Genomic DNA, 26,310 nt, shown 5'->3' with positions numbered 1-26,310 from the left:
GTGGATATGCGTGACGGCACGCGTACGCGCTGTCATCGAAACGTAAGCGGGCATTCTAACGGCCGGGCGCGACGCACTTTCCAATCTGTCGTGGAAAGCAAATCTCGAATTCTGCTAAGCAGGGGCGCGTCGCTCGCGTACGCGCCGGATCCGGTGTTAAGATCGCCGTTCAGCCCCTTTCACGGTTCATCCATGTCCGTTGCCCCGCGTTCGCCGTCGATCCTTGCCGCCATCGCGGCAGGCGCGCGCGCGGCCGGGCTGAAACTGAAAAAACGACACCTCGACTGACGGGGGCGTCGCGTCCCGTCAGGCGAATGCCGGACGGGATGCCCGCAGGTCGTTTCTTTCTCCTTGCTCGCACGCCTCGCTCCGGCACCCCGCCGGCGGAACGGTTCCTTCCCACTCCGTTTCCACCATGAGGCTTTGCATGCACACACGTTTCGAAGGTATCTGGCTGCCGCTCGTCACGCCGTTCCACGACGGCGAGGTCGACCACGGCGCGCTCGCGCGGCTCGCGCGTCACTATGCGGCGGCGGGCGTCGCCGGGTTCGTCGCGGGCGCGACGACCGGTGAAGGCGTGCTGCTCGACGCGCACGAACAGGACGCCGTGTTCGCGACGCTGCGCGATGCGGTGCCCGACCTGCCGATCGTCGTCGGGCTCACCGCGAGCGCGACGCACTTCGCGGCCGCCCGCGCACGCGAACTCGCGGCGCTGCGGCCCGACGGGCTGCTCGTCACGCCGCCCGTCTACGTTCGGCCGACGCAGGACGGGATCCGCCGCCACGTCGAGGCGATCGTCGAGGCGGCAGACCTGCCGGTCCTCGTCTACAACATCCCGTATCGCACCGGCGTTGACGTCGAACTGGAGACGCTGCAGGCGCTCGCGCGCGATCCGCGCGTCGCGGGCATCAAGGAATGCGGCGGGACGCTCGACCGGATGAGCCGGCTCGTGCACGAGACGCCGCTCGCGATCCTCTCCGGCGACGACAACCAGAACTTCGCCGCGCTGTGTGCCGGCGCGCATGGCGCGATCGCCAGCAGCGCGCACGTGCTGCCCGAATGGCACGTGCGCATCCACGCGCTGCTGCGCGACGGCCGGCTCGCCGACGCGCGACGGCTGTCGGTCGCGCTGCAGCCGCTCGTCGCGGCGCTGTTCGCGGAGCCGAATCCGGCGCCGGTGAAGGCGGTGCTGGCTGCACAGGGGTGGTGCGAGGACGGGCTGCGGTTGCCGTTCGTGCCGGCGAGCGCGGGGTTGCGGGAGAGGCTCGGCAAGCTGTGCGCGGCGCTGGAGGCGTCGGCGCAGACGGTCGCGGCAGCGTAGGATTTCGCTCCCGAAACTGTTTCAGACCGTCAGAATCCGCGACGCGCCATACTGCGCAAGATGGCCGTCGGCGGTGATGAGCAGCATCGGTTCGGACCAGGCCTGTGCGACCAGCAAGCGGTCGAATGGGTCGCCATGGTAATGGGGAAGATGACGTACGGCCGCACCATGTGCGGCCCGAACCGGCAGTTCGCGATATTGGCTCGCGTTCAGTTTGTCGACCAACCGATCCACATCGACGTCCAGCTTCCCTTTCCCGGCCTTGATCGCGACTTCCCAGATGCTCGCGCTGCTGATGAACACTTCGTCGGCTGCGACGATCAGCTTGCGCGCCCGAGCGCTCAACTTCGGATCATTCGCCACCGCCCAGAGAAAGATGTGCGTGTCGAACAGCAGCCGCATTACTCACCTTCGAACGCCGCGAGCTCCTCGGCGGAAAGCGGTGCATCGAAATCGTCCGCAATCCAGATCTCGCCCTCGAGGGCGCCGAATGGATGAATCGGCTTGAGCGGCACGAGCCGGACCGACTGCTTGCCGTCCTGCATGATCACGACGCGTTCGCCGGCGATCGCGGCATCGAGAAGCCGCTGAAGATCGAGCGCTGCTTCCGGGACAGTGGCAACTTGCATGATGGCCTCCGTTGAGTGATCCACCATTGTCACGACATTCGCCCCGTCCCACCAATAGGCCGAACGCCCAGCCGGGCGCAGGCGTGTCGATCGCCATCACGCCGCCAGCGCCCCCGCGTCCCCTCGCGTCGCGTCCCGCACCGCCTGCGTGACGATCCGCGCGAGCCGCTCGACGGTCGGCGTCGCCGACGACGTCCGCCGCAGCAGCATCAGCGGCAGGCCCGGCAGTGCCGGCAGCCCAGACGACACCGCGTCGAGCACACGCACCGACGCGGGCAGCCCGTAGTGCGAGCGCACGGTCAGCCCGAGGCCGGCCGCCGCCGCCGCCCACAGCCCGGCCAGGCTCGGCGTCGTGAACGCGACGCGCCACGGCACGCCCGCGCGGTCGAGCGCATCGGTCGCCGCGCCGAAGAAGCGGCACGGCCGGTCGAACACGACGAGCGGCAACGGCTCGCCCGATGCGCGCATCGCACGCAGACGCGCGGCGCCGTCGTCGACCGCATCCGCCGGTCCGTCGGCGTCCGGCACGCCGAAACCGCTCGCGCCGCCCGCCGCGATCCACTGCATCGGCACCTGCGCGATCGCGTCGCTGTCGATGCCCGCGCGCGACACCAGCGCCGCCGACGCCGGGTCGCCCCACACGAGCGCGAGATCGAGCTGGTTCGCGTCGAGCCGCTCGAGCAACTCGGCATTGCGCGCGACGCGCGCCTCGATCCTCACCTTCGGATGCGCACGCGCGAAACGCCCGAGCACGTCGGGCAGGATCGCTTCGCCGAAGTCCTCCTGAAGGCCGACCCGCACCCAGCCGTCGAGATTCACGCCGCGCACGGCCGCGGCCGCTTCGTCGTTCAGCTCGATCATCCGCCGCGCATAGCGCAGCATCGCGTCGCCGGCGTCGGTCAGCGCGAGCCCGCGGCCGGCCTTCACGAACAGCGGCGTGCCGGCCTGTTCCTCGAGCTTGCGGATCTGCGCGCTCACCGCCGACGACGAACGCGCGACGCGATCGGCGGCCTTCGCGAAGCTGCCGAGATCCACACCCGCGACCAGGCTGCGCAACGCCGCGACGTCGAAGTTCGGCCGGGCCAGCGTGGCGTCGGGTGCCACGAGCGACGCCTCGCCGTGGGCAGGGTCTTGTCCGGACATCTCAATCATCCCGTTTTATCGAACGATTCATCAAAAACTTTCCGATTTTCAGGATGAATGTAGGTCGCCACACTGGCGATGTCAATTTCCACACGGGCCCTATCGCCATGGATACCTCCTGCCTAGCATCCCCGTCCCCGTCCTTGCCAGCGCGCGACGCGCGCGGCCCGGCCCATCGCTGGCGCGTGCTCGCGGCCGGCGTCGCCGCGAACATGAGCTTTTCCGCCGCCGCGGCGGGCATTCCGACCACCGCCGTGTGGATGCGCTCGGCCTATCACCTCGACAACGGCGCGCTGGGCCTCGTGCTCGGCGCGCTCGGCTTCGGCGTCGCACTGTCCGAACTGCCGTGGGGGATCGCCGCCGACCGCATCGGCGATCGCCGCGTACTGCTCACCGGCCTCGTCGCGACCGCCGCGATGCTGGCGCTGATGGTGGCCACGATCGTCCCGGCCGCGCACGCGGTGCCGCCGCTCATGCGCGTCGTCGCGGCGATGGGCTGCGTCGGCCTGCTCGGCGGCAGCGTGAACGGCTCGAGCGGACGCGCGGTGATGCGCTGGTTCGGCGAGCGCGAACGCGGGCTCGCGATGAGCATCCGCCAGACGGCCGTGCCGCTCGGTGGCGGCGTCGGCGCGGCGCTGCTGCCGTCGCTCGCGTCGCATGCGGGCTTTGCCGCGGTGTACGGCGCGCTGATGCTGCTGTGTGCCGGATCGGCCGCGCTCACGTGGCGCTGGCTGCACGAACCGCCCGACACGGCGGCCACCGCGCCCGCCGCTGCGAACCGCGCCGTCGGGCACCAATCGCCGGCCGCGCCCGCGCGCAGTCCGCTCGCGAGCGGCCGCGTCTGGCGCATCGTGCTCGGCATCGGTGCGCTGTGTGCGCCGCAGTTCGCGGTACTCACGTTCGCGACCGTGTTCCTGCACGATTTCGGCCGGCTCGGCCTCGCCGGCATCAGCGCGGCGATGGTCGCGCTGCAGTTGGGCGCGATGGTGATGCGCGTGTGGAGCGGCCGCCATACCGACCGGCACGGCAACCGGCGTGCGTACCTGCGCGGGTCGGTCTGCGTCGCGTCCGGATCGTTCGCGCTGCTCGCGGCCGCGACCGCCGGCAGCCCGCACGTGCCGCTCGCCGCGATCGTCGCGATCCTCGTGTTCGCCGGCATCTGCGTGTCGGCCTGGCACGGCGTCGCGTACACCGAACTCGCGACGCTCGCGGGCGCGAACCACGCAGGCACCGCCCTCGGGATGGCGAACACGGTCGTCTATCTCGGGCTGTTCGCGACGCCGCTCGCGATTCCGCCGCTGCTCGCCGTCAGCTCGTGGAGCGTGGTGTGGCTCGCGACCGCGCTGATCGCGGCGGCAACGTACCCGTTGTTTGCCCGCTAGCCAGCAAGCGGGCGCCAGCGGCGACGCCCGTCCTGCCGACCGCATGGCGCGGCATTCAGAACTTGTACACGGCAGACAGCATCGCCGAGCGGCCGTCGCCGAACTCGACGGCCGACGATTGCGATGCGTTTCCCGCCACCTGCCGCACGCGTTCGACATAGGCGCGATCGAACAGGTTGTCGACGTTCAGCTGGAAGCGCAGCCTGCGGCTCACGTCGTACGACGCCATCAGGTTGTGCACCCAGTACGCGCCGAGCTTGCCGTCGCCTTGCGACGTCACGTTGCGCCGGCCGACGAAGTGCGAACCGTAGCCGACCGTCCAGCCGGCCGGCAACCGATAGGTCGTCCACAGGTTGAACGCGTGCCGCGGCGTGTTGCCGAGCGCCTGTCCGTCGCGGCGCGGCGTGGCCGGTGAACCGAGCGTGACGCTCGCGAGATACGTGTAGTTGGCAAACACGTCCCACTGCGGCGTCACCTTGCCCGCGGCCCCGAGCTCGATGCCGCGAACGCGCTGCCGGCCCACGAGCGCGTAGCTGCCGTCGGCCATGCGTTCGCGTGCGTTGTTCTTTTCGGTCTGGAACAGCGCGCCGTTCAGCGCGACGCCCGCGAGCCCTTCCCATTTCGCGCCGAGCTCCAAACTCTCGTTCTTCTCGGGCGCGAGCGCACCGGTCGCCGCGCTCACGCCGGAGCCGGAGGTCACGAGAAATTCGGCGGACGGGTTGAACGACGTGCCATACGCGAAATACACGCGACCGTTGTCGGTCGGCTTGAACACGAGCCCCGCGCGCGTGCTCAGGTGACGGTCGGAACTGTCCGCGCGCTCGGCGGGCTTGCCGGCCGCGGCCCCTTTCGCCCAGCCGTCGATCCAGTCGTGCCGCAGCCCGACGTCGATGTCCCAGTAGCGGCCGACCGAGATCGTGTCGAACGCGTACAGCGCCTTCACGACCAGCGCGGTGTCCTGGCGGGCACTGTCCTCGCGCTGCGCCGGGCCGCGCCACACGCCGGGCGGCGCCGCGAGCGCAAAGCCGTCGGCCGGGTAGAACCGGTTGAGCCCGTACGAATAGGTCGTGCGGCCGTACGTTTCGCGCGAGATCTCGAAGCCCGTGACGAGCGTGTGCCCGACGCCGAACGTCGTGAACGTGCTCGTCACGTTCGTCTGGTTCGCCCACATCGCGGTCGACGCGTCGCGGCCGTAGCCTTGCGGCCCGGCCGGCTTGTAACGCCCGGGCGGCAGCCCTTCGAGGCTCACGCGCGCTCCCGAAATCACCGTATCGCGATTCAGGTGCGCGTAGCGGCTCAGGTTCTGCACCTTCAGGCCGGACGACACGTCGTGCTCGGCCTTCACGGTGAAGGCATCCGCGGCGATCCGTTCGCGATCCAGATTGCGCCAGCCGAAATAGCGGTCGCGCGACATGCCGGCCAGCACCTGGCCGTTGTGCGCAGGCAGCCCGTAGTCGGGCAGGTTGTTGTCGTACTGATGAAAATAGCCGAGCGTGACGCGCGTCGGCGTGCCGAGTCCAAATGCGAGCGACGGCGCGACGCCCCAGCGGCGCTTGCGGATGTCGTTGCGGCCCGGCACGTCGTTCACATGCGCCATCGCGTTCAGGCGGAACGCGGCCCGGCCTTCGGTGCCGAGCACCGGCCGGTTCGCATCGAGCGTCACGCGGCGGTAGCCGGACGTACCGAGCATCGTGCCGGCCTCCGTGAGCGCGCCGGCTTTCGGCGTCTTGCTGATCAGGTTCACCGAGCCGCCCGTCGTGCCCGCCCCGCCGAATACCGAGTTCGGCCCCTTGATCACCTCGACCGCCTCGATGTTGAACAGGTCGCTGCGATTGTTCTGCGGACTGTCGCGCAACCCGTCGAGCTGCATATTCGCGTTCGCGCCGAAGCCGCGGATATTGAACATGTCGCCCGACCCGCCGCCGCCTTCTCCCGCGTTGAACGTGATGCCCGCGACGTTCGACAGCGCGTCGCGCAGGCTCAGCGCCTGCTGTTCGTCGAGCACCGCGCGCGGCACGACGGTGATCGTCTGCGGCACGTCGAGCAGCGGCGTCGCATATTTCGCGGAACCCGACCGGTCGACGCGCGTACCGGCGTCGCGATTGCCGTGGACGAAGATCGGGCTCAGGTGCGGCGCGTGGCGCGGCTCGTCCTCTTCCGCGCACGCAGGCGCGGCGGCACAGGTCACCATCGCGAACGCAACGGACGCGGTCGCGCGACGCGGCGGCGTCGCGCTCGACAGAATGCAACGACTCATGTTCACTCCACCCCATTAACGAGAATGGTTCTCATTCAATAGAAATGGAGTCGACGTGGCAATTGGACACGTACGAACTTCGGGATCCGAATGAATCGTCGAACGACGCGGGCATGGCGCAGGCCAGCATGGCGCAGTGTGGCGTCTCGATCATTCGCACGGAGCGTGCGACAGCTGGCTGCGTGCGGTCTTCGCGTTCAGGAGGCCGCCGACGCTGTACACGCCACCGATGCGCGGCACCGTGAAATGGCAGCCGTTCGTCACACGCGGGCGGCGCAGCACGCCCCACGGCGCCCGCGCATCCGTCAGGCCGCCTCGCGTGCCAGCGCGCGCCGCGCGGCCGGCCGCTCGGCCTCGCGCTGCGCGTGGGCTGTCCACGCCGCATGCTGCGTCATGTCGAGTCCGATCGCGACACCCCAGCGATACAGCACCAACAGGAACGGATCGACGATCGAATGCGCACCCGGTTCAGCCCACGTTCGGCCATCGGCGAGCGCGGCCTCGATCGAGGCGTTCGCGGCTTCGATCGTGCCGCGCCCGTGTGCGCTGACCGCGCCGTGCAGCGCCGGATCGCCGATGAAGCGGCCCGGCCGCCACAACGCGCCGTAGCCGACGCCGTGCACCCAGCCGACCAGCCAGGCGAGCCATTCATGACACCGCGCCTCGCGCAGCGGTTCGCCGAGCGGCAGCAATTGCGCATCCGGATAGCGGTGCGCGAGATACGTGAGGATCGCAGGCGTTTCGGTCAGCACGCTCGGCTCGCCCGGAATCGCGAGCACGGGCACACGCGCCTTCGCGTTGATCGCCAGATAGGGCGCTGCGAGGTTCTGCTGCTTCTGCACCGAGACGATCTCGACGTCGAACGGCGCGCCGGTTTCCTCCAGCGCGATATGAGCGGCGAGCGAGCAGGCGCCCGGCGAAAGATAGAGACGATATGCGTTCATGGTGTGTGGCCCGACGGCGCTGTGGAAGACGGAACCGAGTGTAGGAACGCATCCCGATGCGCGGCAAACGAAGAATTGTCGCGCCTGAACATTAGTGTTACTAATACCCGCATGCGACGCATCCACCTCCCCCCGCTCCAGACGCTGCGTGCGTTCGAAGCCGCCGTGCGGCTGCAGAGCTTTACGCGCGCGGCCGATGCGCTTGCGCTCACGCAAGGCGCCGTCAGCCAGCACATCCGCGCGCTCGAGGCGCAGCTCGGCTACCCGCTCTTCACGCGCGAACGCAACGGCGCAACGCCAACGCATGCCGCGCATGCGCTCGCGCTACAGGTGCGCCAGGGCCTGAGCGTGCTCGAACGCGCGTTCGAGCCGGCGCTCGCCGTACGCAGCCGCCCGCGTACCTGCGACGTGACGCTGAACGTCAGCGTGCTGCCGAGTGTCGCTGAGCGCTGGCTCGCACCACGCCTGCCGCGCTTCACGGCCGCGCATCCGCACATCGCGATCGCGCTGCACCCGGACGTGGCGCTCGCGCCGCTGCGCAAGCGCGACCGCATCGACGTCGCGCTGCGCTACGGGCCCGGCAGCTGGCCGGGCGTCGTCGCCGAAAAGCTGATGAACGAGACGATCTTCCCGGTCGCGAGCCCCGCGTACCGCAATCGCGACGGCATTGCGCCGCGCGTGCCGGCCGATCTCGTGCGCGCGACGTTGCTGCGCCATCCCGCGCAGCCATGGGAACCGTGGCTCCAGGCTGCGCGGCTCGACCTCACCGAATCCGCTCGCGCGCCGCGTTTCGCCGATGCGAATGCGCTGATCGACGCGACGCTGAAAGGGCGTGGCGTCGCACTCGCGCGCCGCTCGCTGATCGAGCCCGAGCTCGCGGACGGCACGCTCGTGCGCGTATCGACGGTGCGCGTGACCGACGTGTATGCGCACTACGTCGTATGGCGCCCCGGCCATCCGCAGGAAGCGGCGATCCGCACGTGGCTCGACTGGCTGCGCAGCGAAGCGCGGCGCAGAACGCCGCGCCGCTGACGCTGCGGCTGACGCTCACGCGCGCGTCGGCATCGCCACCTTGTCGAGCGTGATCGGCAGATCGCGCACGCGCACGCCCGTCGCGTGATAGATCGCATTCGCGATCGCCGCCGGCACGCCCGTGATCCCTATTTCGCCGATGCCGCGGATGCCGAGCGGGTTGAAATGCGTGTCGCGTTCGTCGACGAAGCTCACGTCGAGATCGCCGATATCCGCGTTCACGGGTACGTGATATTCGGCGAGGTTCGCATTCGTGAAGCGGCCATGCCGCACGTCGAGGAACGAGCCTTCCTCGAGCGCGGTGCCGAGCCCCCACACCATCCCGCCGATCAGCTGGCTGCGTGCGGTCTTCGCATTCAGCAGGCTGCCGACGCTGTACACGCCGACGATGCGCGGCACCCGGATCGTGCCGAGTTCGGCATCGACGTGTACTTCGGCGAACACCGCGCCGAACGAATGAGATGCATAGCGCGACTTCTCGTCGCCCGGCTTCGCGGTCGCCTGCGCTTCGAGCGGCCGTCCGCCCGCGCGCGCGATCACCGCGGCGGCCGGATCGCGCCGCGACGGCTCGCCGCGATGCACGAGCCAGCCGTCGTCGACCGTCACGTCGTCCGCCGCGACGCCGTGCAGCGGCGAGCCCGAATCGGCGATCGCCAGCGCGATCAGCATCGCGCGCGCCCGCAGCGCGGCGTCGCGCACGGCCGGCGCGACGCTCGCCGCCGATTGCGAACCGCCCGACACCGGCGCGCGCGGCAGGCTCGAATCGCCGAGCACGAAGCGCACGTTCTGCGGCGCGAAGCCGAGCGCGTCGGCGGCGACTTGGGTCATGACCGTGTAGGTGCCGGTGCCGATGTCCTGCGTGCCCGACGCGACTTCGGCCGTGCCGTCCGGCAGGATGCGCGCACGCGCAGACGCCTCACTGCGATTCGCCGGATACGTCGCGGCGGCCATCCCGAGACCGACCAGCGTGTCGCCGTCGCGCATCGTGCGCGGCCCGCCGGTGCGCCGCGACCAGCCGAAGCGTTGCGCGCCGGCCTGGTAGCACTCGCGCAGCTTGTTGCTCGACCACGGCTTGCCATCCTCCGGGTCGACCTCCGCGTAATTCGCGAGCCGCAGCGCGACCGGATCCATGCCGAGCCGCCACGCGAGCTCGTCCATCGCCGATTCCAGCGCGAACGAACCGGACGCCTCGCCGGGCGCGCGCATGAACGTCGGCGTGCCGACGTTCAGCGACACGATCCGGTGCGTGGTCGCGTGGTTCGGCACTGCATACATGATCCGCGACGGCATCCCGCACATCTCCGTCCAGTCCTCGAACGTCGACGTGGTGACGATCGAGTCGTGGCGCAGCGCGGTCAGCGTGCCGTCGGCGCGCGCGGCCAGCACGACGCGCTGCTCGGTGAACGGGCGGCCGCCGACCGGGCCGAACATCTGCGGCCGCGTCAGCGCAAGGCGCACCGGGCGGCCCACCAGGCGCGCGGCCATCGCGCACAACGACACGTGCGACCACGACGATCCCTTGCAGCCGAAGCCGCCGCCGAGGAACGGCGAGATCACGCGCACCTGCTCCGGCGCGATGCCGAACACCGCGGCCACCGCCGTGCTGGCGCCCGACACGCCCTGCGTCGCGTCGTGCAGCGTGAGCGTCGGGCCGTCCCAGTGCGCCATCGTCGCGTGCGGCTCGAGCGGGTTGTGATGCTGCATCGGCGTCGTGTAGGTGGCGTCGATGCGCACCGCGCCCTCGCGCAGGCCCGCATCGAGGTCGCCGCGCTGCGTGTCCATCGCGCGCCCCTGCTGCTTCGGCGGCACGCGCGCGCCGCGCTTCGCGCGCACGAAATCGAGCGTGGCATCGCTCGCGCGATAGCGCACCTGCACGGCATTCGCGGCGTCGGTCGCCTGCTCGAGCGTTTCGGCGACGACGACCGCGACAGGTTCGTTGCTGTAGCGCACCGTGTCGTCCTGCAACAGCGTGAGCCGGCGCCCGGCCGGCGGCGACAGCGGCGTGCGGCCGCCGTTGGGCAACCGCATCGCGTTCTCGTGCGTCATCACGAGCAGCACGCCGGGCATCGCGCGTGCGCGTGCCGCGTCAATCGATTCGATGCGCCCCGCTGCGATCGTGCTCGTCACGAGCACCGCGTGCGCGAGGCGCGTATCGGCGAATTCGGCCGCATAGCGCGCGCCGCCCGTCACTTTGAGTACGCCGTCGACACGGTCGAGCGGCTGTCCAGTCACCGTGTTCATGCCGCATCTCCCGTCGTGCCAGCGGCCGCATGCACCGCACGGACGATCGCGCGCTGCGCGAGCGCGACCTTGAATCGATTGCCGTCGAGCGGCCGCGCGTCGCGCAACGCGAGCGCAGCCGCCTCGCGCAGCGCCGCATCGGTCGGCGCGCGGCCGACGAGATGCCGTTCCGCGGCCGTCGCACGCAGCGGCTTGTGCGCCACGCCGCCGAGCGCGATGCGCGCCTCCGTCACCTGCGCACCGTCCAGCCGCAACGCGGCGGCCACCGCGACCAGCGCGAACGCGTAACTCGCGCGGTCGCGCACCTTCAGATAGTGCGCATGGTCCGCAAAGCGCGGCGGCGGCAGATCCACCGACGTAATCAGTTCGCCCGGTTCGAGCGTCGTGTCGAGGTCGGGCCGATCGCCGGGCAACCGGTGAAACGACGCGAACGGAATCTGCCGCGCGCCGCGTGGGCCGCTCACCTGTACGACCGCGTCGAGCGCCGCGAGCGCGACGCTCATGTCCGACGGGTTCACCGCGACGCACTGCTGGCTGGCGCCGAGAATCGCGTGCATCCGGTTGTGCCCGCCGATCGCCGCGCAGCCGCTGCCCGGCTCGCGCTTGTTGCATTGCGCGAACGCGGGATCGTAGAAATACGGGCAGCGCGTGCGCTGCATCAGGTTGCCGCCGACGGTCGCCATGTTGCGCAATTGCGCGGACGCGCCGGCGAGCAGCGCCTGCGACAGCAGCGGATAGTCCGCGCGGATACGCGGATGAGCGGCCGCATCGCTGTTGCGCACGAGCGCACCGATACGCAGTCCGCCATCCGGCAACGCGTCGACCGTATCGAGGCCCGCGATGCGCGTGATGTCGATGAGCGTGACGGGCCGCGCGACGCCGCCCTTCATCAGGTCCAGCAGGTTCGTGCCGCCGCCGATGAAGGCCGCGCCCGGCCGCTGCGCCGCCCGCACGGCGCCCGCGACGTCGGTTGCCCGTTCGTAGGAGATCGCTTCCATGGCCGGGTCCTCCCGCGCTAGCCGTTCGCCGCGTGCGCGGCGCGCACGGCGGCGACGATGTTCGGGTACGCACCGCAGCGGCACAGATTGCCGCTCATGCGCTCGCGGATCTCGTTGTCCGACAATTGTGCGGGCCGGCGTCGCACGTCGTCGGTGACGGCGCTCGCCGCGCCCGCCGAAAACTCGTCGAGCAGCGCGGTCGCGGAACACAGCTGGCCGGGCGTGCAGTAGCCGCACTGGAATGCATCGTGATCGACGAACGCACGCTGCATCGGGCTCAGCACGCCGCCGCGCGCGAGCCCCTCGACGGTCGTGATCCGCTCGCCTTCGTGCATCACCGCGAGCGTCAGGCACGCGTTGATGCGCCGCCCGTCGACGAGCACCGTGCACGCGCCGCATTGCCCGCGGTCGCAGCCTTTCTTGGTGCCGGTGAGGCCCGCGTATTCGCGCAGCGCGTCGAGCAGCGTGACGCGCGGTTCGAGCTGCAGCGTGTATTCGCGCCCGTTGATGTCGAGCCGCACGGGCCGCGCCGGGACCGTATCGCGATGCGTCGCCGCAGGCGTGGATGTCGTGTGCGGCTGCTGCGGATGAACGTGCGATGCGGCGCCGACGGTCGCGGCCGCCGCCGCCGATTGCAGAAAGCGGCGCCGTGCGGCGCTGGACGGCGTATCGTGCGGCAACGGCGGCGACGCCGCATGGCCGGCCGCGAGCGGCGACGGGGCAGCATCGCTCGCGGGTCCGGTGGACGGGGGGATGGGTCGATCGCTGGACATGGCTTCTGCTCGCTCCCTGGTTGATGGATGCGGATACGCCGCCCGTGCCCGGTTGGCCGCGCGGGACGGCGCGTGCATCGGCGCTGCGAGCAATTCCGGTGCCGCAAGCCGACACGGGTCTTCGCCTGCGCCGGGCAGATTGCGTTCACGCGTTGCGAACGGACCGCACGCAGGTATCGGTTACCGCTTCTGTCACGTGCGTGCCGCTACGCTGGCGCGTGGCTGACCGCCGGCTGTCGATGCGGTAAAAAACACGCATTCGGCAGTGGCGCGGGCGACACATCGACCGACGCTGGCCAAAGGCGTCCGCACCGCCGTGCACGACACGTCGCATCGCGTGCATGGTTCGTCGCGTTGCACGCGCGTGTAAATGCGCGCGGCCACTACATCCGCCATGAAAATTCGGCGGGGCGACCCGGCTCCGCCGCCGTGAAAGCGTATGGTCAGCATCACGAAAGCCGTTCGCGATCACGCGCCGGTCGCAAACGATTCACCGAATCGTCGCATCGCACGGGCATACTCGAAAACGTTTCCCGATCCGCCTGCCAGGAGAGAAGTGATGCGTCGTGTTGCCCTCGTCGTCGTTCTATGTGCCGCCGCCTTCGCCGCCGCCTGCAGCGACGACGCGCCGCACGACGCGCACGCAACCGACGCCTCGCAACAGGCCGGCGCATCGTCCGGCGCCGCGAGCGCGTTCAACAGCGCTGCCGGTGCGAGCACCGCCGCGTCCGATGCCGCGCCGCTCGCGCCGCCCGTCGTCCACTACCCGCCCGACGATGACGACGACGCGAAGCCCGCGACGAACGCGGGCGCATCCGCCATCGCCGCGTCGTCGCCGCACTGATCCCGCCGTTCCTGTTGGTGTCCCCAGTCCCCGATCGCAGAACCGAGGTGAAATAACATGACGTCATCCAGCCGCCGCCGTTTCCTGCATACCGTCGCACAGTCGGCGGGCGCGGCCGTCGCGCTCAACGCGTTCCCCGAATCGATCCGCCGCGCGCTCGCGATTCCGGCCGCGCGCGGCACCGGCACGATCCGCGATGTCCAGCACATCGTCGTGTTCATGCAGGAGAACCGCTCGTTCGACCATTACTTCGGACACCTGCGCGGCGTGCGCGGCTACAACGACCGCTTCCCGATTCCGCTGCCGAACGGCAAGCCGGTGTGGTACCAGCCGTCGAAGGAAGACCCGGCGAAGCCCGTGCTGCCGTTCCGGCTCGACACGAAGACGACCAGCGCGCAGTGCCTGGGCGCACTCGACCACTCGTGGGCGAAGACCCATGCGGCGATCGACGGCGGCCGCTACGACCAGTGGCCCGCGAACAAGACCGACATGACGATGGGCTATCACGTGCGCGAGGACATCCCGTTCCATTACGCGCTCGCCGATGCGTTCACCGTGTGCGACAACTACTTCTGCTCGCTGCCGGGGCCGACCCACCCGAACCGTTCGTACCTGATGACGGGCACGGTCGACCCGACCGGCAAGTTCGGCGGCCCGCTGCTCGACAACGCCGACTACGTCGACGGCGACCTGCCGCCCGCGTACCAGCTGCTGTCGTGGACGACCTTCCCCGAACGGCTCGAGGCGCACGGCGTGTCGTGGCAGATCTACCAGCAGGGGCTCACGTGGGCCGACCCGTACAACGGCAACTACGGCACGAACATCCTGCAGAACTTCACGAACTTCATCAACGCGAAGCCGGGCTCGTCGCTGTACCAGCGCGCGCAGACGGTGCGCACGCTCGACAACCTGAAGGACGACGTGATCAACGACCGGCTGCCGCAGGTGTCGTGGCTGCTGCCGCCCGCCGTGTTCTCCGAGCATCCGAAATACACGCCCGCGTACGGCGCGAACTACACGTCGCAGATCCTCGACGCGCTGACGTCGAACCCCGACGTGTGGGCGAAGACGGTGCTGTTTATCATGTACGACGAAAACGACGGCTTCTTCGATCACGTCGTGCCGCCGCAGCCGCCGACCTCGGCCGCGCAGGGCGCATCGACCGTGACCACCGACGGCGAGCTGCATACGGTCGTGAATCCCGGCCGCGGCGGCAGCTACACGGCCGACGGGCTGCCGTACGGCCTCGGGCCGCGCGTGCCGATGACGGTCGTGTCGCCGTGGTCGAAGGGCGGCTTCGTGTGCTCGCAGGTATTCGACCACACGTCGGTGATCCGCTTCATCGGCGAGCGCTTCGGCGTCGACGAGCCGAACATCACGCCGTGGCGCCGGACCGTCTGCGGCGACCTCACCGCCGCGTTCGACTTCCGCTCGTCCGACGCGACGTTCCCGACGCTGCCCGATACGAGCCAGTACCGCTCGATCGCCGACCAGCAATGCACGTCGCAACCCGCGCCGAGCGTGCCCGCGACGCCGTCGCCGATCGACCCGCAGGAACCGGGCGTGCGCCCGGCGCGCGCGCTGCCGTACGAACTGCACGTGAACGCGAGCCTCTACGGCGGCAACACGCTGCGCATCGAGTTCGCGAATCGCGGCAACCAGGGCGCGCACTTCCAGGTGTACGCGACCAACCGCACCGACGGCCCGTGGCGCTACACGGTCGGCGCGCGCCGCGTGCTGCACGCGGACTTCGACCTGACGGAGACGAACGGCGCGTATGCGTTCTCGGTGTACGGGCCGAACGGCTTCGTGCGGATGTTCGCGGGCAACGTGTCGGCCGCGACGGCGCGCCGCCGCAACCAGGCGCAGCCGGAGGTGAAAGCCGGCTACGACATCGCGAACGGCAACCTGTACCTGAAGCTGCGCAACCACGGCAGCGGTCACGTGACGCTGACGCTGACCGACAACGCGTACGGCACGCCCGCGCGCCAGGTGACCCTGCACGGCGGCGACGAACGCGTCGAGCAATGGGCGCTCGCGTCGAGCCACCACTGGTATGACGTGACGGTGAGCGACGGCGTGAACGGCACGTTCTCGCGCCGCTTCGCGGGCCACGTCGAGAACGGCCGGTCGAGCTACTCGGATCCGGCCGCGGTGCGCCCGGTCTCCGCGTCGTAAGCGCGGCGGCACGACGGTGCGCGGCGTCGGCCGCGCGGCGCGTGCCGTCGAATCTCAGATCGCGTGCGCGAGCGCGCGCTCGACGGGTGCGACGTCGAAGCCGTCGTCCGCGTCGCGAAAGCGCAGCGGCGCCGCGCAATGCACCAGCGTGTCGATGAAATACTTCGCGCGCGGCCACGGCCCGAAGCCGGCCGCGGTGTTGATGTGGCCCGCGTCGCCGAGGTTCACGAATGCGCTGCCGAGCCGCTGCGCGAGCGTGCGCGCATCGGCGAGCGGCATCCACGGGTCGGTTTCGCTGCCGATCACGATCGACGGCACCGCGAGCCGGCGCGCGTCGAACGGCCCGGCGAACGTGAATTTCTTCGGACTGGCGGGCGCGACGAGCAGCACGCCCGCGACGTCGGCCGCCTGCGGCCATTGCGCGAGCGCATGCGCGGCCGCGAGGCAGCCGAAGCTGTGCGCGGCCAGCACGAACGGGCCGCGCTCGCGTTCGAGCAGCACGCGCACGGACTGCGCCCAGCGCGCGAGATCGGGGGCGTCCCAGTCGGCCTGCTCGACCCGCAGCGAACGCGGGAACTGCCGCTCCAGCCAGGTCTGCCAGTGGGCGCCTTCGCTGCCGTGCAGGCCCGGAACGGTCACGAGCCGCGGCGGCCACGCCGATTTGCTGCATGCGCGCATGATTGCCCTCGCTTGCTTTGCTTGGAGACGAGGTTCGATTGTGGCGTGGCGTGCGCGGCGGCCGAACCAATATTTTGTGCTTTGCTTTTGCGCGGGACGGTAGCCGGGCGACCGCCGGCGCGGGCCCCGCGGTGCGGGCCGGCAGCCTCGCGGCGGCGCAATGCGCCGCGAAACCGTAGAATGTGGGCTTCCCGCTTGCCTTGCATCGGATCGAACCGGGGCGCCCCGCGCCGGTTCCGATCGACAGGAGACGCCCGATGTCCGCTACGCCCGCCGGCGCGCTGCGCCCGTTCCATCTCGCCTTCCCCGTGTCGAGCCTCGCCGGCGCGCGCGCGTTCTACGGCGGCCTGCTCGGCTGCCCCGAGGGCCGCAGCTCCGAGCACTGGGTCGACTTCGACTTCTTCGGCCATCAGCTCGTCGCGCACCTCGCGCCGGACGAAACCGGCAAAAGCGCGGTGAACCCGGTCGACGGCGACGACGTGCCCGTGCGCCATTTCGGCGTCGTGCTGTCGATGGACGAATGGCATGCGCTCGCCGACAAACTGAAGGCCGCGCATACGCGCTTCGTGATCGAGCCGCATATCCGCTTCAAGGGCGAGGTCGGCGAGCAGGCGACGATGTTCTTCCTCGATCCGTGCGGCAACGCGCTCGAGTTCAAGGCGTTCGCCGACATCGGCCAGCTGTTCGCGAAGTAAGCGCATGAAGATCCTGTTCTACTCGCCGCACCAGGAAGCCGGCGCCTGGCGCGACGCGATCGCGCAGGCGCTGCCCGAGGCCGAGCTGCGCGCGTGGCAGCCGGGCGACACGGCCGCCGCCGACTACGCGCTCGTGTGGCGCGCGCCGCGCGAGCTGTTCGCGCCGCGCGACGGCCTGCGCGCGATCTTCAACCTCGGCGCGGGCGTCGATGCGCTGCTCGCGCTCGATCGCGCGCATCCCGGCACGCTGCCGCGCGACGTGCCGCTGGTGCGCCTCGAGGATTCGGGCATGGCGCGGCAGATGATCGAATACGTGACGCACGCGGTGCTGCGCTACCTGCGCCGCTTCGACGAATACGACGCGTTGCAGCGCGAGCGCCGCTGGCAGGTGCTGGAGCCGCATCCGCGCGCGAGCTTCACCGTCGCGGTGCTCGGCCTCGGCGTGCTCGGCGCGCAGGTCGCGCAGGCGCTCGCCGCGCTCGGCCTGCCGGTGCGCGGCTACAGCCGCAGCCCGAAACGGCTCGACGGCGTCGCGACCTTCGCGGGCGACGACGCGTTCGACGCGTGCGTCGACGGCGCGAAGGTGCTCGTCAACCTGCTGCCGAGCACGCACGATACCGACGGGATCCTGTCGGCGCGGACCTTCGCGAAGCTGGCGCCGGGCGCATACCTGGTGAACGTCGCACGCGGCGCGCATCTCGTCGAAGCCGACCTGCTCGACGCGCTCGCGAGCGGCCAGGTCGCCGCCGCGACGCTCGACGTGTTCCAGCACGAGCCGCTGCCGGTCGACCACCCGTTCTGGCACGCGCCGCGCATCACGATCACGCCGCACAGCTCGGCCGAGACGCTGCGCGACGAAGCCGTCGAGCAGATCGCCGGCAAGATCCGCGCGCTCGAGCGCGGCGAGCGCGTCGGCGGCATCGTCGACTACGCGCGCGGCTACTGAATTCCACCTATACGAGACCGGAGACAACCATGACGTTCCCCACCGCCGTCAAGATCGTCGAAGTCGGCCCGCGCGACGGGCTGCAGAACGAAAAGACCTTCGTACCGACCGACGTGAAGATCGCGCTCGTCGACCGGCTGTCGCGCGCCGGCTTCCGCAATATCGAGGCCGCATCGTTCGTGTCGCCGAAATGGGTGCCGCAGATGGCCGACGGCGCCGACGTGATGGCCGGCATCGAGCGCCGCCCGGGCACCGTGTATTCGGTGCTCACGCCGAACCTGAAAGGCTTCGAGAACGCGCTCGCCGCACGCGCCGACGAAGTGGTGATCTTCGGCGCGGCGAGCGAGGCATTCTCGCAGCGCAACATCAACTGCAGCATCGCGGTGAGCATCGCGCGCTTCGAGCCGGTCGCGAAGGCCGCGAAGGATGCCGGCCTGCGGCTGCGCGGCAGCGTGTCGTGCACGCTCGGCTGCCCGTACCAGGGCGAGGTGCCGGTCGCGTCGGTCGTCGACGTCGTCGAACGCTTCGCCGCGCTCGGCTGCGACGAGATCGACATCGCCGACACCATCGGCGTCGGCACGCCGAAGCGCACGCGCGAAGTGCTGTCGGCCGTCACGCGCGTGTTCCCGCGCGAACGGCTGTCGGGCCACTTCCACGACACCTATGGCCAGGCGCTCGCGAACATCTACGCGGCGCTGTTCGAAGGGATCGAGATCTTCCACGCGTCGGTCGCCGGCCTCGGCGGCTGCCCGTACGCGAAGGGCGCGACCGGCAACGTCGCGACCGAGGACGTGCTGTACCTGATGCAGGGCCTCGGCATCGACACCGGCATCGATCTCGCGCAGGTGGTCGCCGCCGGCGACTTCATCTCGAACGCGATCGGCCGCGCGAACGTGTCGCGCGCCGGTCGCGCGCTGCTCGCCAAGGCGCAGAGCGCGGCCGACGCGCCGAGCTGCGCGTGACCCCGACACTCACCGGACTCCCCATGACGACACCCGCTTCATTCGACTCTCTCCCCGATTCCGCGCGACGCGTCGCGCTGCTGCTGCGCGAACGCGGGCATGCGAAAGGGATCGTGATGCTCGCCGAAACCGGCAAGACCTCCGCCGAAGCCGCGGCCGGCCTCGGCTGCTCGGTCGCGCAGATCGCGAAGTCGATCCTGTTTCGCCGCGAATCCGACGGCCTGCCGGTGCTCGTCGTCGCGAGCGGCGTGAATCGCGTCGACGAGAAGAAGGTCGCCGCCCAGGTCGGCGCGGTCGGCCGCGCCGATGCGAAGTTCGTGCGCGACCATACCGGCTACGCGATCGGCGGCGTGTGCCCGATCGGCCATCTCGTCGAACCGGTCACGCTGATCGACGCCGACTTGCTCGAGCTCGACAGCCTGTGGGCCGCCGCCGGCCATCCGCACGCGGTGTTCAACCTGTCGCCGCAGGAACTCGTCGCGCTGACGGGTGCGCCGGTCGCCGACGTCGCATTGCGTAACGACGCATGAGCGACGTGCCGGTACCGGTCGGCACGGTCGCCTCGCCGTGCACCGACGTCTGCAGGATCGATCCGCGCACCGACTGGTGCGCGGGCTGCCTGCGCACGCGTGACGAGATCAAGGGATGGCGCGCGTCGGACGACGACGCGAGACGCGTGCTGCTCGCGCGGCTCGATGCGCGGCGGCGCCTGCTCGCGCGGAGCGGCGCATAAAAAAATGCCGTTCGGCCTGCTTGGCGAACGGCATGAGATCGGAATCCTGTGAACGTGATCAACGTCACAGCCGCATCATACGAGCGACGCCGCAGCGTCGCATCGGGTGTTTCCCTACAACTCCTTACGGCCTGTCTGGCGCGCAATCCGCGTGCCCGGAGGCGACGCCGACGGGCCTGGCGGCAAGCCGTAGCGGCAAGCCGAATCGCACAACCGTTTCAGTTACCGACCGCCGCGCGACGCGCCGGCACGATGCGCCAGCCGAGGTTCACGCCGGCCGCCGCGAGCAGGATCAGCAACGCGCCGAGCACCTGCGTCCACGCGAGAGTCTGCCCGAACGCGATGCGATCGACGATGATCGCGACGACCGGATAGACGAACGACAGCGCGCCCGTCATCGCGACCGGCAGCTTCTGGATCGCGCCGTACAGCAGCACGTACATCAGGCCGGTGTTGACGACGCCGAGCACGACGAGATCGAGCCACTGCGCGGCCGTCGCCGGCAGCGTGTCGAAGTGCGCGAACGGCGCGAGCAGCACGATGCCGAGGCCGGCCTGCAGCAGCGCGAGCAGGTGCGGCGGCGTGCCTTTCAGGTGCTTCGTGACGATCGACGACACCGCGTACAGGAACGCCGCGCCGAGCGACAGCGCGACGCCTTCGAGATATTCGCCGGGCACCGCGAGCACGGCCGGCTCGACCCGCACCACGCAGACGAGCCCGATGAAGGCGAGCGCGAGCCACGCGATCGTCGACGCGCTGATCCGTTCGCGGAACACGAGCGCGCCGAGCGCGACGAGCATGAACGGCTGCGTGTTGTAGACGGCGGTCGCCATCGAGATCGACGCGCGCGAATACGCGGCGAACAGCAGCAGCCAGTTCGCGACGATCGCGACGCTGCCGAGCGTCGCGAGCGCGAGCATGCGCGGCGAGAACAGCGCGCGGCGCAGCAAGCCGAGCGCCGCGCAGACGATCGCGAGCGTCGCGGCGCCGAACAGGCAGCGGAAGAACACGACATTGGTGAGCGGTTGCTGCGACGACATCACGAGCCAGCCGATCGTGCCGGACATCAGCATCGCGACGACCATCTCGGCGGCACCGCGGCGGATTTCGTTCGAGGCCATCATGGACTCCGTTTGGCGAGAGAAGATGACTTCGATTCTAGAAACTTGCTTTCCGTGCATCCACGGCTAAACTGAAGCGAAACGACCGATTCACCTTCGAAAGCAAAGCGATCATGTCGAAACGCCTTTCCCCGCCCGCCGTCGCGTCGCTGGACGCGACCGACCGCGCGATCCTCGCGGCGCTCGCCGAGGATGCGCGCATCGCCACCAGCGAGCTGGCGCGACAGATCGGGCTGTCGGCGCCCGCGACCGCCGACCGCGTGCGGCGGCTCGAAGCGCAGGGCGTGATCGCGGGCTTCACCGTCGAGCTCGACCCGCGCGCGCTCGGCTACACGCTGCAGGCGATCGTCCGCGTGAAGCCGCTGCCGGGGCAGCTGCATCTGGTCGAGGAGGTGTTGCGGCGGATTCCGGAATTCGTCGAATGCGACAAGGTAACCGGCGAGGACTGCTTCATCTGCCGGCTCTACCTGCGCACGATCGAGCACCTCGACGACATCCTGTCGAAGGTGACGGAGCGCGCGGAAACGAGCACGGCGATCGTGAAATCGACGCCCGTGCCGCGCCGCCTGCCGCCGCTGGTCGAAGACGACGCCGCGCGCCGCTGATCCTCGAACGCTGACCGTCGACGCGCAGCAAGCGCCGCGCGACCGGCCGCGGCCGGCACCGCTCACGCGGCCGCGTCGCGCGCTTCGAAGAACGCGAGCAGCTCGTCGATCAGCGCGACGGGCGCCTCTTCCGGAATGTAGTGCCCGCAATCGAGCGCGCGGCCGCTGACGTCGCGCGCGACGCGCCGCCATTCGTCGAGCGGATCGAAGCAGCGGCCGACGATCCCGTGCTCGCCCCACAGCACGCGCAGCGGGCACGCGACCTTGTTGCCGCGCTCGAGATCCGCGCGATCGTGTTCGAGATCGATCGTCGCCGACGCGCGGTAGTCCTCGCACATCGCGTGCACGGCGCCCGGCTGCGCGAGCGCGGCGCGATACGCGGCGAGCGCCTCCGGCGCGAACGGCGCGAGCCCGGCCGAGCGGTTGCCCATCACGCGCTCGATGTACGCATCGGTGCGGCCTTCGATCAGCGTTTCGGGCAGCGGCGCCGGCTGGATCAGGAAGAACCAGTGGAAATACGCGGTCGCGAACGCGCGGTCGGTCTGCTCGTACATCGCGAGCGTCGGCGCGATGTCGAGCAGCATCATCCGCTCGACGGCCGCCGGATGATCGAGCGCGAGCCGGTGCGCGACGCGCGCGCCGCGATCGTGCGCGCACACATGGAATTGCTCGAAACCGAAATGGCGCATCACGGCGACCTGGTCGGCCGCCATCGCGCGTTTCGAATACGGCGCATGCCGCGCGTCGCTCGGCGGCTTGCCCGACGTGCCGTAGCCGCGCAGGTCGGTCGCGATCACCGTGAAGTGATTCGCCAGCGTCGCGGCGACGCGATGCCAGATCATGTGGGTCTGCGGGTGGCCGTGCAGCAGCAGAAGCGGCGGCCCCGCGCCTCCTTTGACACCGAAGATGTCGGTGTCCTGCACCGTCACGCGAAACGGAGCAAACGCCTCAAACGACATGGTTTGTTTCTCGTTGGTTTGTTATGGCGGATATTGTAGGAGCGCCCGGCCGGCTGCTGCGCGCGCCAGATGCCCGAATACGTAGAAAGAGAACACTCACTCGATTGTCGCCACGCCGCGCGGTTTGTTAAGCTCGCGTAGAATCGCACGACCGTTCGTATTAATATGAACGCGCGGCGGTACCGCTACACTCGAAGCACCGGTCGACCGCCAAGCATGCATGCCGGCGTCGGCGCGCCCGCGCCGGGCCCGGCCGCCCCTCGAGACTGGAGACATCAACATGGCATTGCCCGCCGTCCTGCAGAACCTGACGCTGCCCGTCATCGCGTCGCCGATGTTCATCGTCAGCTACCCCGAACTCGTGCTCGCGCAATGCAAGGCGGGTATCGTCGGATCATTTCCCGCGCTCAACGCCCGTCCGGCCGAACTGCTCGACGAATGGCTCACGCAGATCCAGTCCGAACTCGCCGACCACAAGGCGAAGCACCCGGACGCGGTGATCGGCCCGATCGCGGTCAACCAGATCGTCCACCAGTCGAACGTCCGGCTCGAGCACGACGTGCGCGTGTGCGTCGAGCACAAGGTGCCGATCTTCATCACGAGCCTGCGCGCGCCGGCGCGCGAGATCGTCGACGCGGTGCACAGCTACGGTGGCATCGTGCTGCACGACGTGATCAACCTGCGCCACGCGCAGAAGGCGCTCGAAGCGGGCGTCGACGGGCTGATCCTCGTCGCGGCCGGCGCCGGCGGCCACGCGGGCACGACGTCGCCGTTCGCGCTCGTGGGCGAAGTGCGCAAGATGTTCGACGGCCCGATCGTGCTGTCCGGCGCGATCGCCAACGGCGGCTCGATCCTCGCCGCGCAGGCGATGGGCGCCGACTTCGCGTACATGGGCACGCGCTTCATCGCGACGCAGGAAGCGCACGCGGTCGAGGACTACAAGCACGCGATCCTCAACGCGAAATCGTCCGACATCGTCTACACGAACCTCTTCACCGGCGTGCACGGCAACTACATCCGCGAGAGCATCGAGAAGGCCGGCCTCGATCCGGACGCACTGCCGGAATCGGACAAGTCGAAGATGAATTTCGGCGGCGACAAGGCGAAGGCGTGGAAGGACATCTGGGGTGCCGGCCAGGGCGTCGGCCTGATGGACGACCTGCCGAGCGTCGGCGCGCTCGTTGAGCGCCTGAAGCGCGAGTACGACGACGCGAAGGCACGACTCGGCATCGCGCGCTGACGCGGGCGGCGGGTTGCGCCACCGGCGCGCACGACGTCGGACCAAACAAAAAAGCGCGAACCGCAACGGCTCGCGCTTTTTTCATGTCCGCCACGCGGGCGGCCGGCGCCGGTCAGCCCGCGCGCTTGATCCGCGTGATCGGCAGCACGCGCAGGCGCGACTCGATCGACGGGCACAGCGACTGCCCTTCGAATCGTGCCGCGAGGAAGTCGACGAACGAGCGCACCTTCGCGGACACGTGGCGACGGCTCGCGTACACCGCATAGATCGGCGCCTCGTGCGGCGGCACGGCGTCGAGCAGCACCGGCACGAGCCGGCCGGATTCGATGTCGTCGCCGACCACCTCGGTGCCGAGCAGCGCGATGCCCGCGCCCGCGAGCACGGCCGCGCGCAGCCCCTCGAGATGGTTCACGATCAGGTTGCCGTTCAGGTTCACGCGCGACGCGGCGGCCGCGTCGATCACCAGCGAATCGAGCATCGTCGAATTCGAATCGCGACGCAGGTAGTTGTGGTGCGCGAGATCGGCGATCGTCTGTGGCGTGCCGTGCTTGTCGAGATACTCGGGCGACGCGACCAGCAGGATGTGCGCGGTCGCGATCTGCCGCGCGACCAGCGACGACGATTTCAGCCCGTTCGGCGCCGCGCGCACCGCGACGTCGTAGCCTTCCTCGATCAGGTCGACCACGCGATCGGACAGCGTCACGTCGACGGTCACGTCCGGGAACCGACCCGCATAATCGGTGACGGCCTGCATCACGTGCCGCAATCCGAACGCGGACAGCGACGTCACGCGCAGGCGGCCCTGCGGCACCACGCTCGCGGCGCCGACCGCCTGTCCGGCTTCGTCGAGTTCCGACAGCGCCTGCACGAGGCGCTCATAGTATTCGCGTCCCGCCTCGGTCGGCGCGACACGTCGTGTCGTGCGATGCAGCAGCCGCGCGCCGAGCTGCTGCTCGAGATGCATCACGTGCTTGCTCGCCATCGCGGCCGACATCTGCATGCGCTCGGCCGCGCCGACGAAGCTGCCCACTTCGACGACGTAGCGAAACACATTCATGCTGACGAGGGTATCCATCGAACTAGCTCGCAATTCCTGGGAATTATGCAATTACGAGATAGGGTAACAAAGGCGAGGAAACAAAAAGGTCAACAAAGGCAAAACGGCGCCGCGAAAAGCGGCGCCGTTTTTTCGGGGCGCAATGCCGGCACATGCGACGCGCGTTGCGTGCGCGTCCGAACCGACGAATCGTCAGAACTTCGCGCGGATGCCTGCGCCGAACGTATTGCCGCTCGACAGGCCGCTGATGTGGTCGTTCATGTACGCAGCGTAGACGTCGGTGCGCTTGGACAACGGATAGTCGTAGCCGACGGCCCAGGTCTGGCGCGTCTGGTCGAGGCCGCCGCCGTCGCGCGAGTACGCGTACGACGCCATCGCGTTGCCGACGCCGAGCGGCACCGACACGCCGCCCTGCGCGGTGTTCACGTGCCAGCTGCCGGCGACCTGGTCGTTCTTCGTATACATGTACTGGCCGAACAGCTTCACGTACTTCAGGTCGTAGGTCGCGCCGACCAGCCCGATGCCCTGGCTCTTCATGCCGGTCACGAGCGAGCTCAGGTCCTGCGGGCCGTTGTTGAAGTTTACGTACTGGTAGACGGCGGTCGCCGCGAACGGGCCGTTCGCGTAGTTGAACTGCGCGCTCCACTTCTTCGAGCGGTTGTCGCCGGCCGTGTTGCCGAGCGCGTACATCGCCGCGAAATTCAGGCCCCCGAACGAAGGCGACGTGTAGGACAGCGCGTTGTTCCAGCCCGAATCGCCGACCGCGCCCTGGTCGCTCGGATAGGTCGGGAACGTGCCGAGGCCCAGGAACACGTGGTACACCATCGGCGAGAAGGTGTACGAATCGTAGAACGGGTTGAACAGGATCGTCGACAGGAACAGGTGCGTCGTCAGGCGGCCCGCCGTCACCGTGCCGTACGGCGAGCTGACGCCGACGTATGCGTTGCGCGCGAAGAACGTGTCGCCCTGGAAGCGGCCGAACTGGCCGTTCTGCGCACGGAAGAAGCTCTCCAGCGTGAAGATCGCCTTGTAGCCGTCGCCGAGATCCTCGGCGCCGTGCAGGCCCCAGTAGGACGTCGACATCCCGCCGCCCGACACGTTCCATGCGCGATCGCCGCCCGGAAACTTGGTGGCGCCGACCCATTCGTCGACCTGACCGTAGAGCGAGACGCTCGACTGCGCGTGAACGGGTGCGGTTGCGGCCACGCAGGCGGCCGCGGCGATCAGCTTGACGGACGTGCGCGACGCACGGCGAGCGAATGCTTTCATGGGATCTCCAGGGTTTTGTCGAATGTCGATAAGTGGCGCGAGCGTTGTTGTTTGGAGCCGATTGCTTGCGTCGTATGGGGCGCAGCCATCTTTACGGAACCTGCGTCCCGTCAAAATTGCGCACACTTATTGCGGGTATAGCGGCAGCATTAACTTCGCGGAATCGGCACATGGCCAGGCGCGCCGCAGCGGCCCCGCGCGGTGCGGGCACGCGACGGGACGGCCGCGAGGGGCGCGCGTGCCGGGCGCGAAAGATAGCGCAATGCGACGGGAAAATCAGCGGAAATCTATGCGCGACTGTGG

26 protein-coding genes are annotated in these 26,310 nt (G+C 69.5%); 13 read left to right on the top strand and 13 right to left on the bottom strand.

The annotated features are described in order from the left end of the window. The first annotated feature begins 90 nt into the window (after positions 1–90). A complete protein-coding gene (locus U4012_RS18455) occupies positions 91–288 on the top strand; it encodes a hypothetical protein (protein ID WP_221622563.1) in 198 nt (65 codons plus the stop codon). Positions 289–427: 139 nt separating this feature from the next. Beyond that, positions 428–1,321, top strand: coding sequence for a 4-hydroxy-tetrahydrodipicolinate synthase (gene dapA / locus U4012_RS18450; protein WP_321800598.1), 894 nt, complete (start codon positions 428–430; stop codon positions 1,319–1,321). Positions 1,322–1,342: 21 nt separating this feature from the next. Here dapA and U4012_RS18445 read toward each other — a convergent pair whose 3' ends face one another. The 3 genes from U4012_RS18445 to U4012_RS18435 all read right to left on the bottom strand — a co-directional run bounded on the left by U4012_RS18445 (position 1,343) and on the right by U4012_RS18435 (position 3,093). Beyond that, a complete protein-coding gene (locus tag U4012_RS18445; protein WP_044846165.1) occupies positions 1,343–1,723 on the bottom strand; it encodes a type II toxin-antitoxin system VapC family toxin in 381 nt (126 codons plus the stop codon). Beyond that, the gene (locus tag U4012_RS18440) at positions 1,723–1,977 is read right to left on the bottom strand and encodes a prevent-host-death protein (protein ID WP_052664711.1); all 255 of its coding nucleotides are present in this window, start codon (positions 1,975–1,977) and stop codon (positions 1,723–1,725) included. The genes U4012_RS18445 and U4012_RS18440 overlap by 1 nt, the downstream gene beginning before the upstream one ends. Positions 1,978–2,046: 69 nt before the next feature. Continuing rightward, a complete protein-coding gene (locus U4012_RS18435; RefSeq protein ID WP_321800595.1) occupies positions 2,047–3,093 on the bottom strand; it encodes a LysR substrate-binding domain-containing protein in 1,047 nt (348 codons plus the stop codon). Positions 3,094–3,200: 107 nt separating this feature from the next. Here U4012_RS18435 and U4012_RS18430 point away from each other — a divergent pair, with 107 nt between their 5' ends. Further along, positions 3,201–4,475: an MFS transporter gene (locus U4012_RS18430; RefSeq protein WP_321800592.1), complete on the top strand. Its 1,275-nt coding sequence runs from the start codon at positions 3,201–3,203 to the stop codon at positions 4,473–4,475. A 55-nt stretch (positions 4,476–4,530) separates the two neighbouring features. Here U4012_RS18430 and U4012_RS18425 read toward each other — a convergent pair whose 3' ends face one another. Together U4012_RS18425 and U4012_RS18420 are read right to left on the bottom strand one after the other, a co-directional pair. Beyond that, positions 4,531–6,732, bottom strand: coding sequence for a TonB-dependent siderophore receptor (locus U4012_RS18425; RefSeq protein WP_321800590.1), 2,202 nt, complete (start codon positions 6,730–6,732; stop codon positions 4,531–4,533). A gap of 305 nt (positions 6,733–7,037) precedes the next feature. Beyond that, the gene (locus tag U4012_RS18420) at positions 7,038–7,676 is read right to left on the bottom strand and encodes a glutathione S-transferase family protein (RefSeq protein WP_124571777.1); all 639 of its coding nucleotides are present in this window, start codon (positions 7,674–7,676) and stop codon (positions 7,038–7,040) included. Between the two features lie 111 nt (positions 7,677–7,787). Between U4012_RS18420 and U4012_RS18415 the strand changes: the two genes are divergently transcribed. Beyond that, positions 7,788–8,708, top strand: a complete 921-nt coding sequence (locus U4012_RS18415) for a LysR substrate-binding domain-containing protein (RefSeq protein WP_321800587.1) — start codon at positions 7,788–7,790, stop codon at positions 8,706–8,708. A 15-nt stretch (positions 8,709–8,723) separates the two neighbouring features. Here the strand turns inward: U4012_RS18415 and U4012_RS18410 are convergent, their stop codons facing one another. The 3 genes from U4012_RS18410 to U4012_RS18400 are packed head-to-tail and all read right to left on the bottom strand — an operon-like array spanning position 8,724 to position 12,720. After that, positions 8,724–10,949 carry a xanthine dehydrogenase family protein molybdopterin-binding subunit gene (locus tag U4012_RS18410; RefSeq protein WP_321800585.1) on the bottom strand — a complete coding sequence of 742 codons (2,226 nt, stop codon included), beginning with the start codon at positions 10,947–10,949 and terminating at the stop codon, positions 8,724–8,726. Next, positions 10,946–11,947, bottom strand: a complete 1,002-nt coding sequence (locus U4012_RS18405) for an FAD binding domain-containing protein (RefSeq protein ID WP_124486605.1) — start codon at positions 11,945–11,947, stop codon at positions 10,946–10,948. Before U4012_RS18405 ends, U4012_RS18410 begins: the two co-directional genes overlap by 4 nt. 17 nt (positions 11,948–11,964) lie before the next feature. Continuing rightward, positions 11,965–12,720 (bottom strand): (2Fe-2S)-binding protein, encoded by a 756-nt coding sequence (locus U4012_RS18400; protein ID WP_321800582.1) that lies wholly within the window; start codon positions 12,718–12,720, stop codon positions 11,965–11,967. 559 nt (positions 12,721–13,279) lie between these two features. On the opposite strand from U4012_RS18400, the gene U4012_RS18395 reads away from it, so the two are divergent. Continuing rightward, positions 13,280–13,564, top strand: coding sequence for a hypothetical protein (locus tag U4012_RS18395; protein ID WP_321800580.1), 285 nt, complete (start codon positions 13,280–13,282; stop codon positions 13,562–13,564). A gap of 57 nt (positions 13,565–13,621) precedes the next feature. Beyond that, positions 13,622–15,742: a phosphocholine-specific phospholipase C gene (locus U4012_RS18390; RefSeq protein ID WP_321800578.1), complete on the top strand. Its 2,121-nt coding sequence runs from the start codon at positions 13,622–13,624 to the stop codon at positions 15,740–15,742. A 54-nt stretch (positions 15,743–15,796) separates the two neighbouring features. On the opposite strand, the gene U4012_RS18385 is transcribed toward U4012_RS18390, so the two are convergent. Further along, positions 15,797–16,420 carry an RBBP9/YdeN family alpha/beta hydrolase gene (locus tag U4012_RS18385; protein WP_044846156.1) on the bottom strand — a complete coding sequence of 208 codons (624 nt, stop codon included), beginning with the start codon at positions 16,418–16,420 and terminating at the stop codon, positions 15,797–15,799. 257 nt (positions 16,421–16,677) lie between these two features. Between U4012_RS18385 and U4012_RS18380 the strand changes: the two genes are divergently transcribed. From U4012_RS18380 to U4012_RS18360, 5 genes are read left to right on the top strand one after another with little or no spacing between them, the layout of a single operon-like run. Beyond that, positions 16,678–17,115 carry a VOC family protein gene (locus tag U4012_RS18380; protein WP_044846155.1) on the top strand — a complete coding sequence of 146 codons (438 nt, stop codon included), beginning with the start codon at positions 16,678–16,680 and terminating at the stop codon, positions 17,113–17,115. A 4-nt stretch (positions 17,116–17,119) separates the two neighbouring features. Then, a complete protein-coding gene (locus U4012_RS18375; protein WP_124666486.1) occupies positions 17,120–18,061 on the top strand; it encodes a 2-hydroxyacid dehydrogenase in 942 nt (313 codons plus the stop codon). Positions 18,062–18,090: 29 nt separating this feature from the next. Next, on the top strand, positions 18,091–19,023 hold the full coding sequence (locus tag U4012_RS18370) for a hydroxymethylglutaryl-CoA lyase (protein WP_321800574.1): 933 nt from the start codon (positions 18,091–18,093) through the stop codon (positions 19,021–19,023). 23 nt (positions 19,024–19,046) lie between these two features. Beyond that, a complete protein-coding gene (locus tag U4012_RS18365) occupies positions 19,047–19,553 on the top strand; it encodes a YbaK/EbsC family protein (RefSeq protein ID WP_044846152.1) in 507 nt (168 codons plus the stop codon). Beyond that, positions 19,550–19,756 carry a DUF1289 domain-containing protein gene (locus U4012_RS18360; protein WP_124571769.1) on the top strand — a complete coding sequence of 69 codons (207 nt, stop codon included), beginning with the start codon at positions 19,550–19,552 and terminating at the stop codon, positions 19,754–19,756. The genes U4012_RS18365 and U4012_RS18360 overlap by 4 nt, the downstream gene beginning before the upstream one ends. A 218-nt stretch (positions 19,757–19,974) precedes the next feature. Here the strand turns inward: U4012_RS18360 and U4012_RS18355 are convergent, their stop codons facing one another. Next, a complete protein-coding gene (locus U4012_RS18355) occupies positions 19,975–20,877 on the bottom strand; it encodes a DMT family transporter (RefSeq protein ID WP_044846201.1) in 903 nt (300 codons plus the stop codon). A 113-nt stretch (positions 20,878–20,990) separates the two neighbouring features. Between U4012_RS18355 and U4012_RS18350 the strand changes: the two genes are divergently transcribed. Next, positions 20,991–21,482 carry an Lrp/AsnC family transcriptional regulator gene (locus U4012_RS18350; RefSeq protein ID WP_034177375.1) on the top strand — a complete coding sequence of 164 codons (492 nt, stop codon included), beginning with the start codon at positions 20,991–20,993 and terminating at the stop codon, positions 21,480–21,482. Between the two features lie 62 nt (positions 21,483–21,544). On the opposite strand, the gene U4012_RS18345 is transcribed toward U4012_RS18350, so the two are convergent. Then, complete coding sequence (locus tag U4012_RS18345; RefSeq protein ID WP_044846150.1) at positions 21,545–22,441, bottom strand: alpha/beta fold hydrolase; 897 nt, start codon at positions 22,439–22,441, stop codon at positions 21,545–21,547. A 280-nt stretch (positions 22,442–22,721) separates the two neighbouring features. Between U4012_RS18345 and U4012_RS18340 the strand changes: the two genes are divergently transcribed. Next, positions 22,722–23,681 (top strand): NAD(P)H-dependent flavin oxidoreductase, encoded by a 960-nt coding sequence (locus U4012_RS18340; protein ID WP_044846149.1) that lies wholly within the window; start codon positions 22,722–22,724, stop codon positions 23,679–23,681. Between the two features lie 112 nt (positions 23,682–23,793). Here U4012_RS18340 and U4012_RS18335 read toward each other — a convergent pair whose 3' ends face one another. Together U4012_RS18335 and U4012_RS18330 are read right to left on the bottom strand one after the other, a co-directional pair. Next, a complete protein-coding gene (locus U4012_RS18335; RefSeq protein WP_044846148.1) occupies positions 23,794–24,756 on the bottom strand; it encodes a LysR family transcriptional regulator in 963 nt (320 codons plus the stop codon). 174 nt (positions 24,757–24,930) lie between these two features. Further along, the gene (locus U4012_RS18330; RefSeq protein WP_044846147.1) at positions 24,931–26,007 is read right to left on the bottom strand and encodes a porin; all 1,077 of its coding nucleotides are present in this window, start codon (positions 26,005–26,007) and stop codon (positions 24,931–24,933) included. Positions 26,008–26,310 lie beyond the last annotated feature (303 nt).

Source organism: Burkholderia sp. BCC1988 (assembly GCF_905339895.1).
Classification (GTDB): domain Bacteria; phylum Pseudomonadota; class Gammaproteobacteria; order Burkholderiales; family Burkholderiaceae; genus Burkholderia.
Note: the sequence above shows the minus strand (reverse complement) of the source record. Positions and strands in the feature narration are given on the sequence as shown.

Excerpts from the sequence above, each read along its gene's own strand:
- dapA (WP_321800598.1), top strand. The coding sequence starts at position 428 with ATGCACACACGTTTCGAAGGTATCTGGCTGCCGCTCGTCACGCCGTTC.
- U4012_RS18445 (WP_044846165.1), bottom strand. The coding sequence starts at position 1,723 with ATGCGGCTGCTGTTCGACACGCACATCTTTCTCTGGGCGGTGGCGAAT.
- U4012_RS18440 (WP_052664711.1), bottom strand. The coding sequence starts at position 1,977 with ATGGTGGATCACTCAACGGAGGCCATCATGCAAGTTGCCACTGTCCCG.
- U4012_RS18435 (WP_321800595.1), bottom strand. The coding sequence starts at position 3,093 with ATGTCCGGACAAGACCCTGCCCACGGCGAGGCGTCGCTCGTGGCACCC.
- U4012_RS18430 (WP_321800592.1), top strand. The coding sequence starts at position 3,201 with ATGGATACCTCCTGCCTAGCATCCCCGTCCCCGTCCTTGCCAGCGCGC.
- U4012_RS18425 (WP_321800590.1), bottom strand. The coding sequence starts at position 6,732 with ATGAGTCGTTGCATTCTGTCGAGCGCGACGCCGCCGCGTCGCGCGACC.
- U4012_RS18420 (WP_124571777.1), bottom strand. The coding sequence starts at position 7,676 with ATGAACGCATATCGTCTCTATCTTTCGCCGGGCGCCTGCTCGCTCGCC.
- U4012_RS18415 (WP_321800587.1), top strand. The coding sequence starts at position 7,788 with ATGCGACGCATCCACCTCCCCCCGCTCCAGACGCTGCGTGCGTTCGAA.
- U4012_RS18410 (WP_321800585.1), bottom strand. The coding sequence starts at position 10,949 with ATGAACACGGTGACTGGACAGCCGCTCGACCGTGTCGACGGCGTACTC.
- U4012_RS18405 (WP_124486605.1), bottom strand. The coding sequence starts at position 11,947 with ATGGAAGCGATCTCCTACGAACGGGCAACCGACGTCGCGGGCGCCGTG.
- U4012_RS18400 (WP_321800582.1), bottom strand. The coding sequence starts at position 12,720 with ATGTCCAGCGATCGACCCATCCCCCCGTCCACCGGACCCGCGAGCGAT.
- U4012_RS18395 (WP_321800580.1), top strand. The coding sequence starts at position 13,280 with ATGCGTCGTGTTGCCCTCGTCGTCGTTCTATGTGCCGCCGCCTTCGCC.
- U4012_RS18390 (WP_321800578.1), top strand. The coding sequence starts at position 13,622 with ATGACGTCATCCAGCCGCCGCCGTTTCCTGCATACCGTCGCACAGTCG.
- U4012_RS18385 (WP_044846156.1), bottom strand. The coding sequence starts at position 16,420 with ATGCGCGCATGCAGCAAATCGGCGTGGCCGCCGCGGCTCGTGACCGTT.
- U4012_RS18380 (WP_044846155.1), top strand. The coding sequence starts at position 16,678 with ATGTCCGCTACGCCCGCCGGCGCGCTGCGCCCGTTCCATCTCGCCTTC.
- U4012_RS18375 (WP_124666486.1), top strand. The coding sequence starts at position 17,120 with ATGAAGATCCTGTTCTACTCGCCGCACCAGGAAGCCGGCGCCTGGCGC.
- U4012_RS18370 (WP_321800574.1), top strand. The coding sequence starts at position 18,091 with ATGACGTTCCCCACCGCCGTCAAGATCGTCGAAGTCGGCCCGCGCGAC.
- U4012_RS18365 (WP_044846152.1), top strand. The coding sequence starts at position 19,047 with ATGACGACACCCGCTTCATTCGACTCTCTCCCCGATTCCGCGCGACGC.
- U4012_RS18360 (WP_124571769.1), top strand. The coding sequence starts at position 19,550 with ATGAGCGACGTGCCGGTACCGGTCGGCACGGTCGCCTCGCCGTGCACC.
- U4012_RS18355 (WP_044846201.1), bottom strand. The coding sequence starts at position 20,877 with ATGGCCTCGAACGAAATCCGCCGCGGTGCCGCCGAGATGGTCGTCGCG.
- U4012_RS18350 (WP_034177375.1), top strand. The coding sequence starts at position 20,991 with ATGTCGAAACGCCTTTCCCCGCCCGCCGTCGCGTCGCTGGACGCGACC.
- U4012_RS18345 (WP_044846150.1), bottom strand. The coding sequence starts at position 22,441 with ATGTCGTTTGAGGCGTTTGCTCCGTTTCGCGTGACGGTGCAGGACACC.
- U4012_RS18340 (WP_044846149.1), top strand. The coding sequence starts at position 22,722 with ATGGCATTGCCCGCCGTCCTGCAGAACCTGACGCTGCCCGTCATCGCG.
- U4012_RS18335 (WP_044846148.1), bottom strand. The coding sequence starts at position 24,756 with ATGGATACCCTCGTCAGCATGAATGTGTTTCGCTACGTCGTCGAAGTG.
- U4012_RS18330 (WP_044846147.1), bottom strand. The coding sequence starts at position 26,007 with ATGAAAGCATTCGCTCGCCGTGCGTCGCGCACGTCCGTCAAGCTGATC.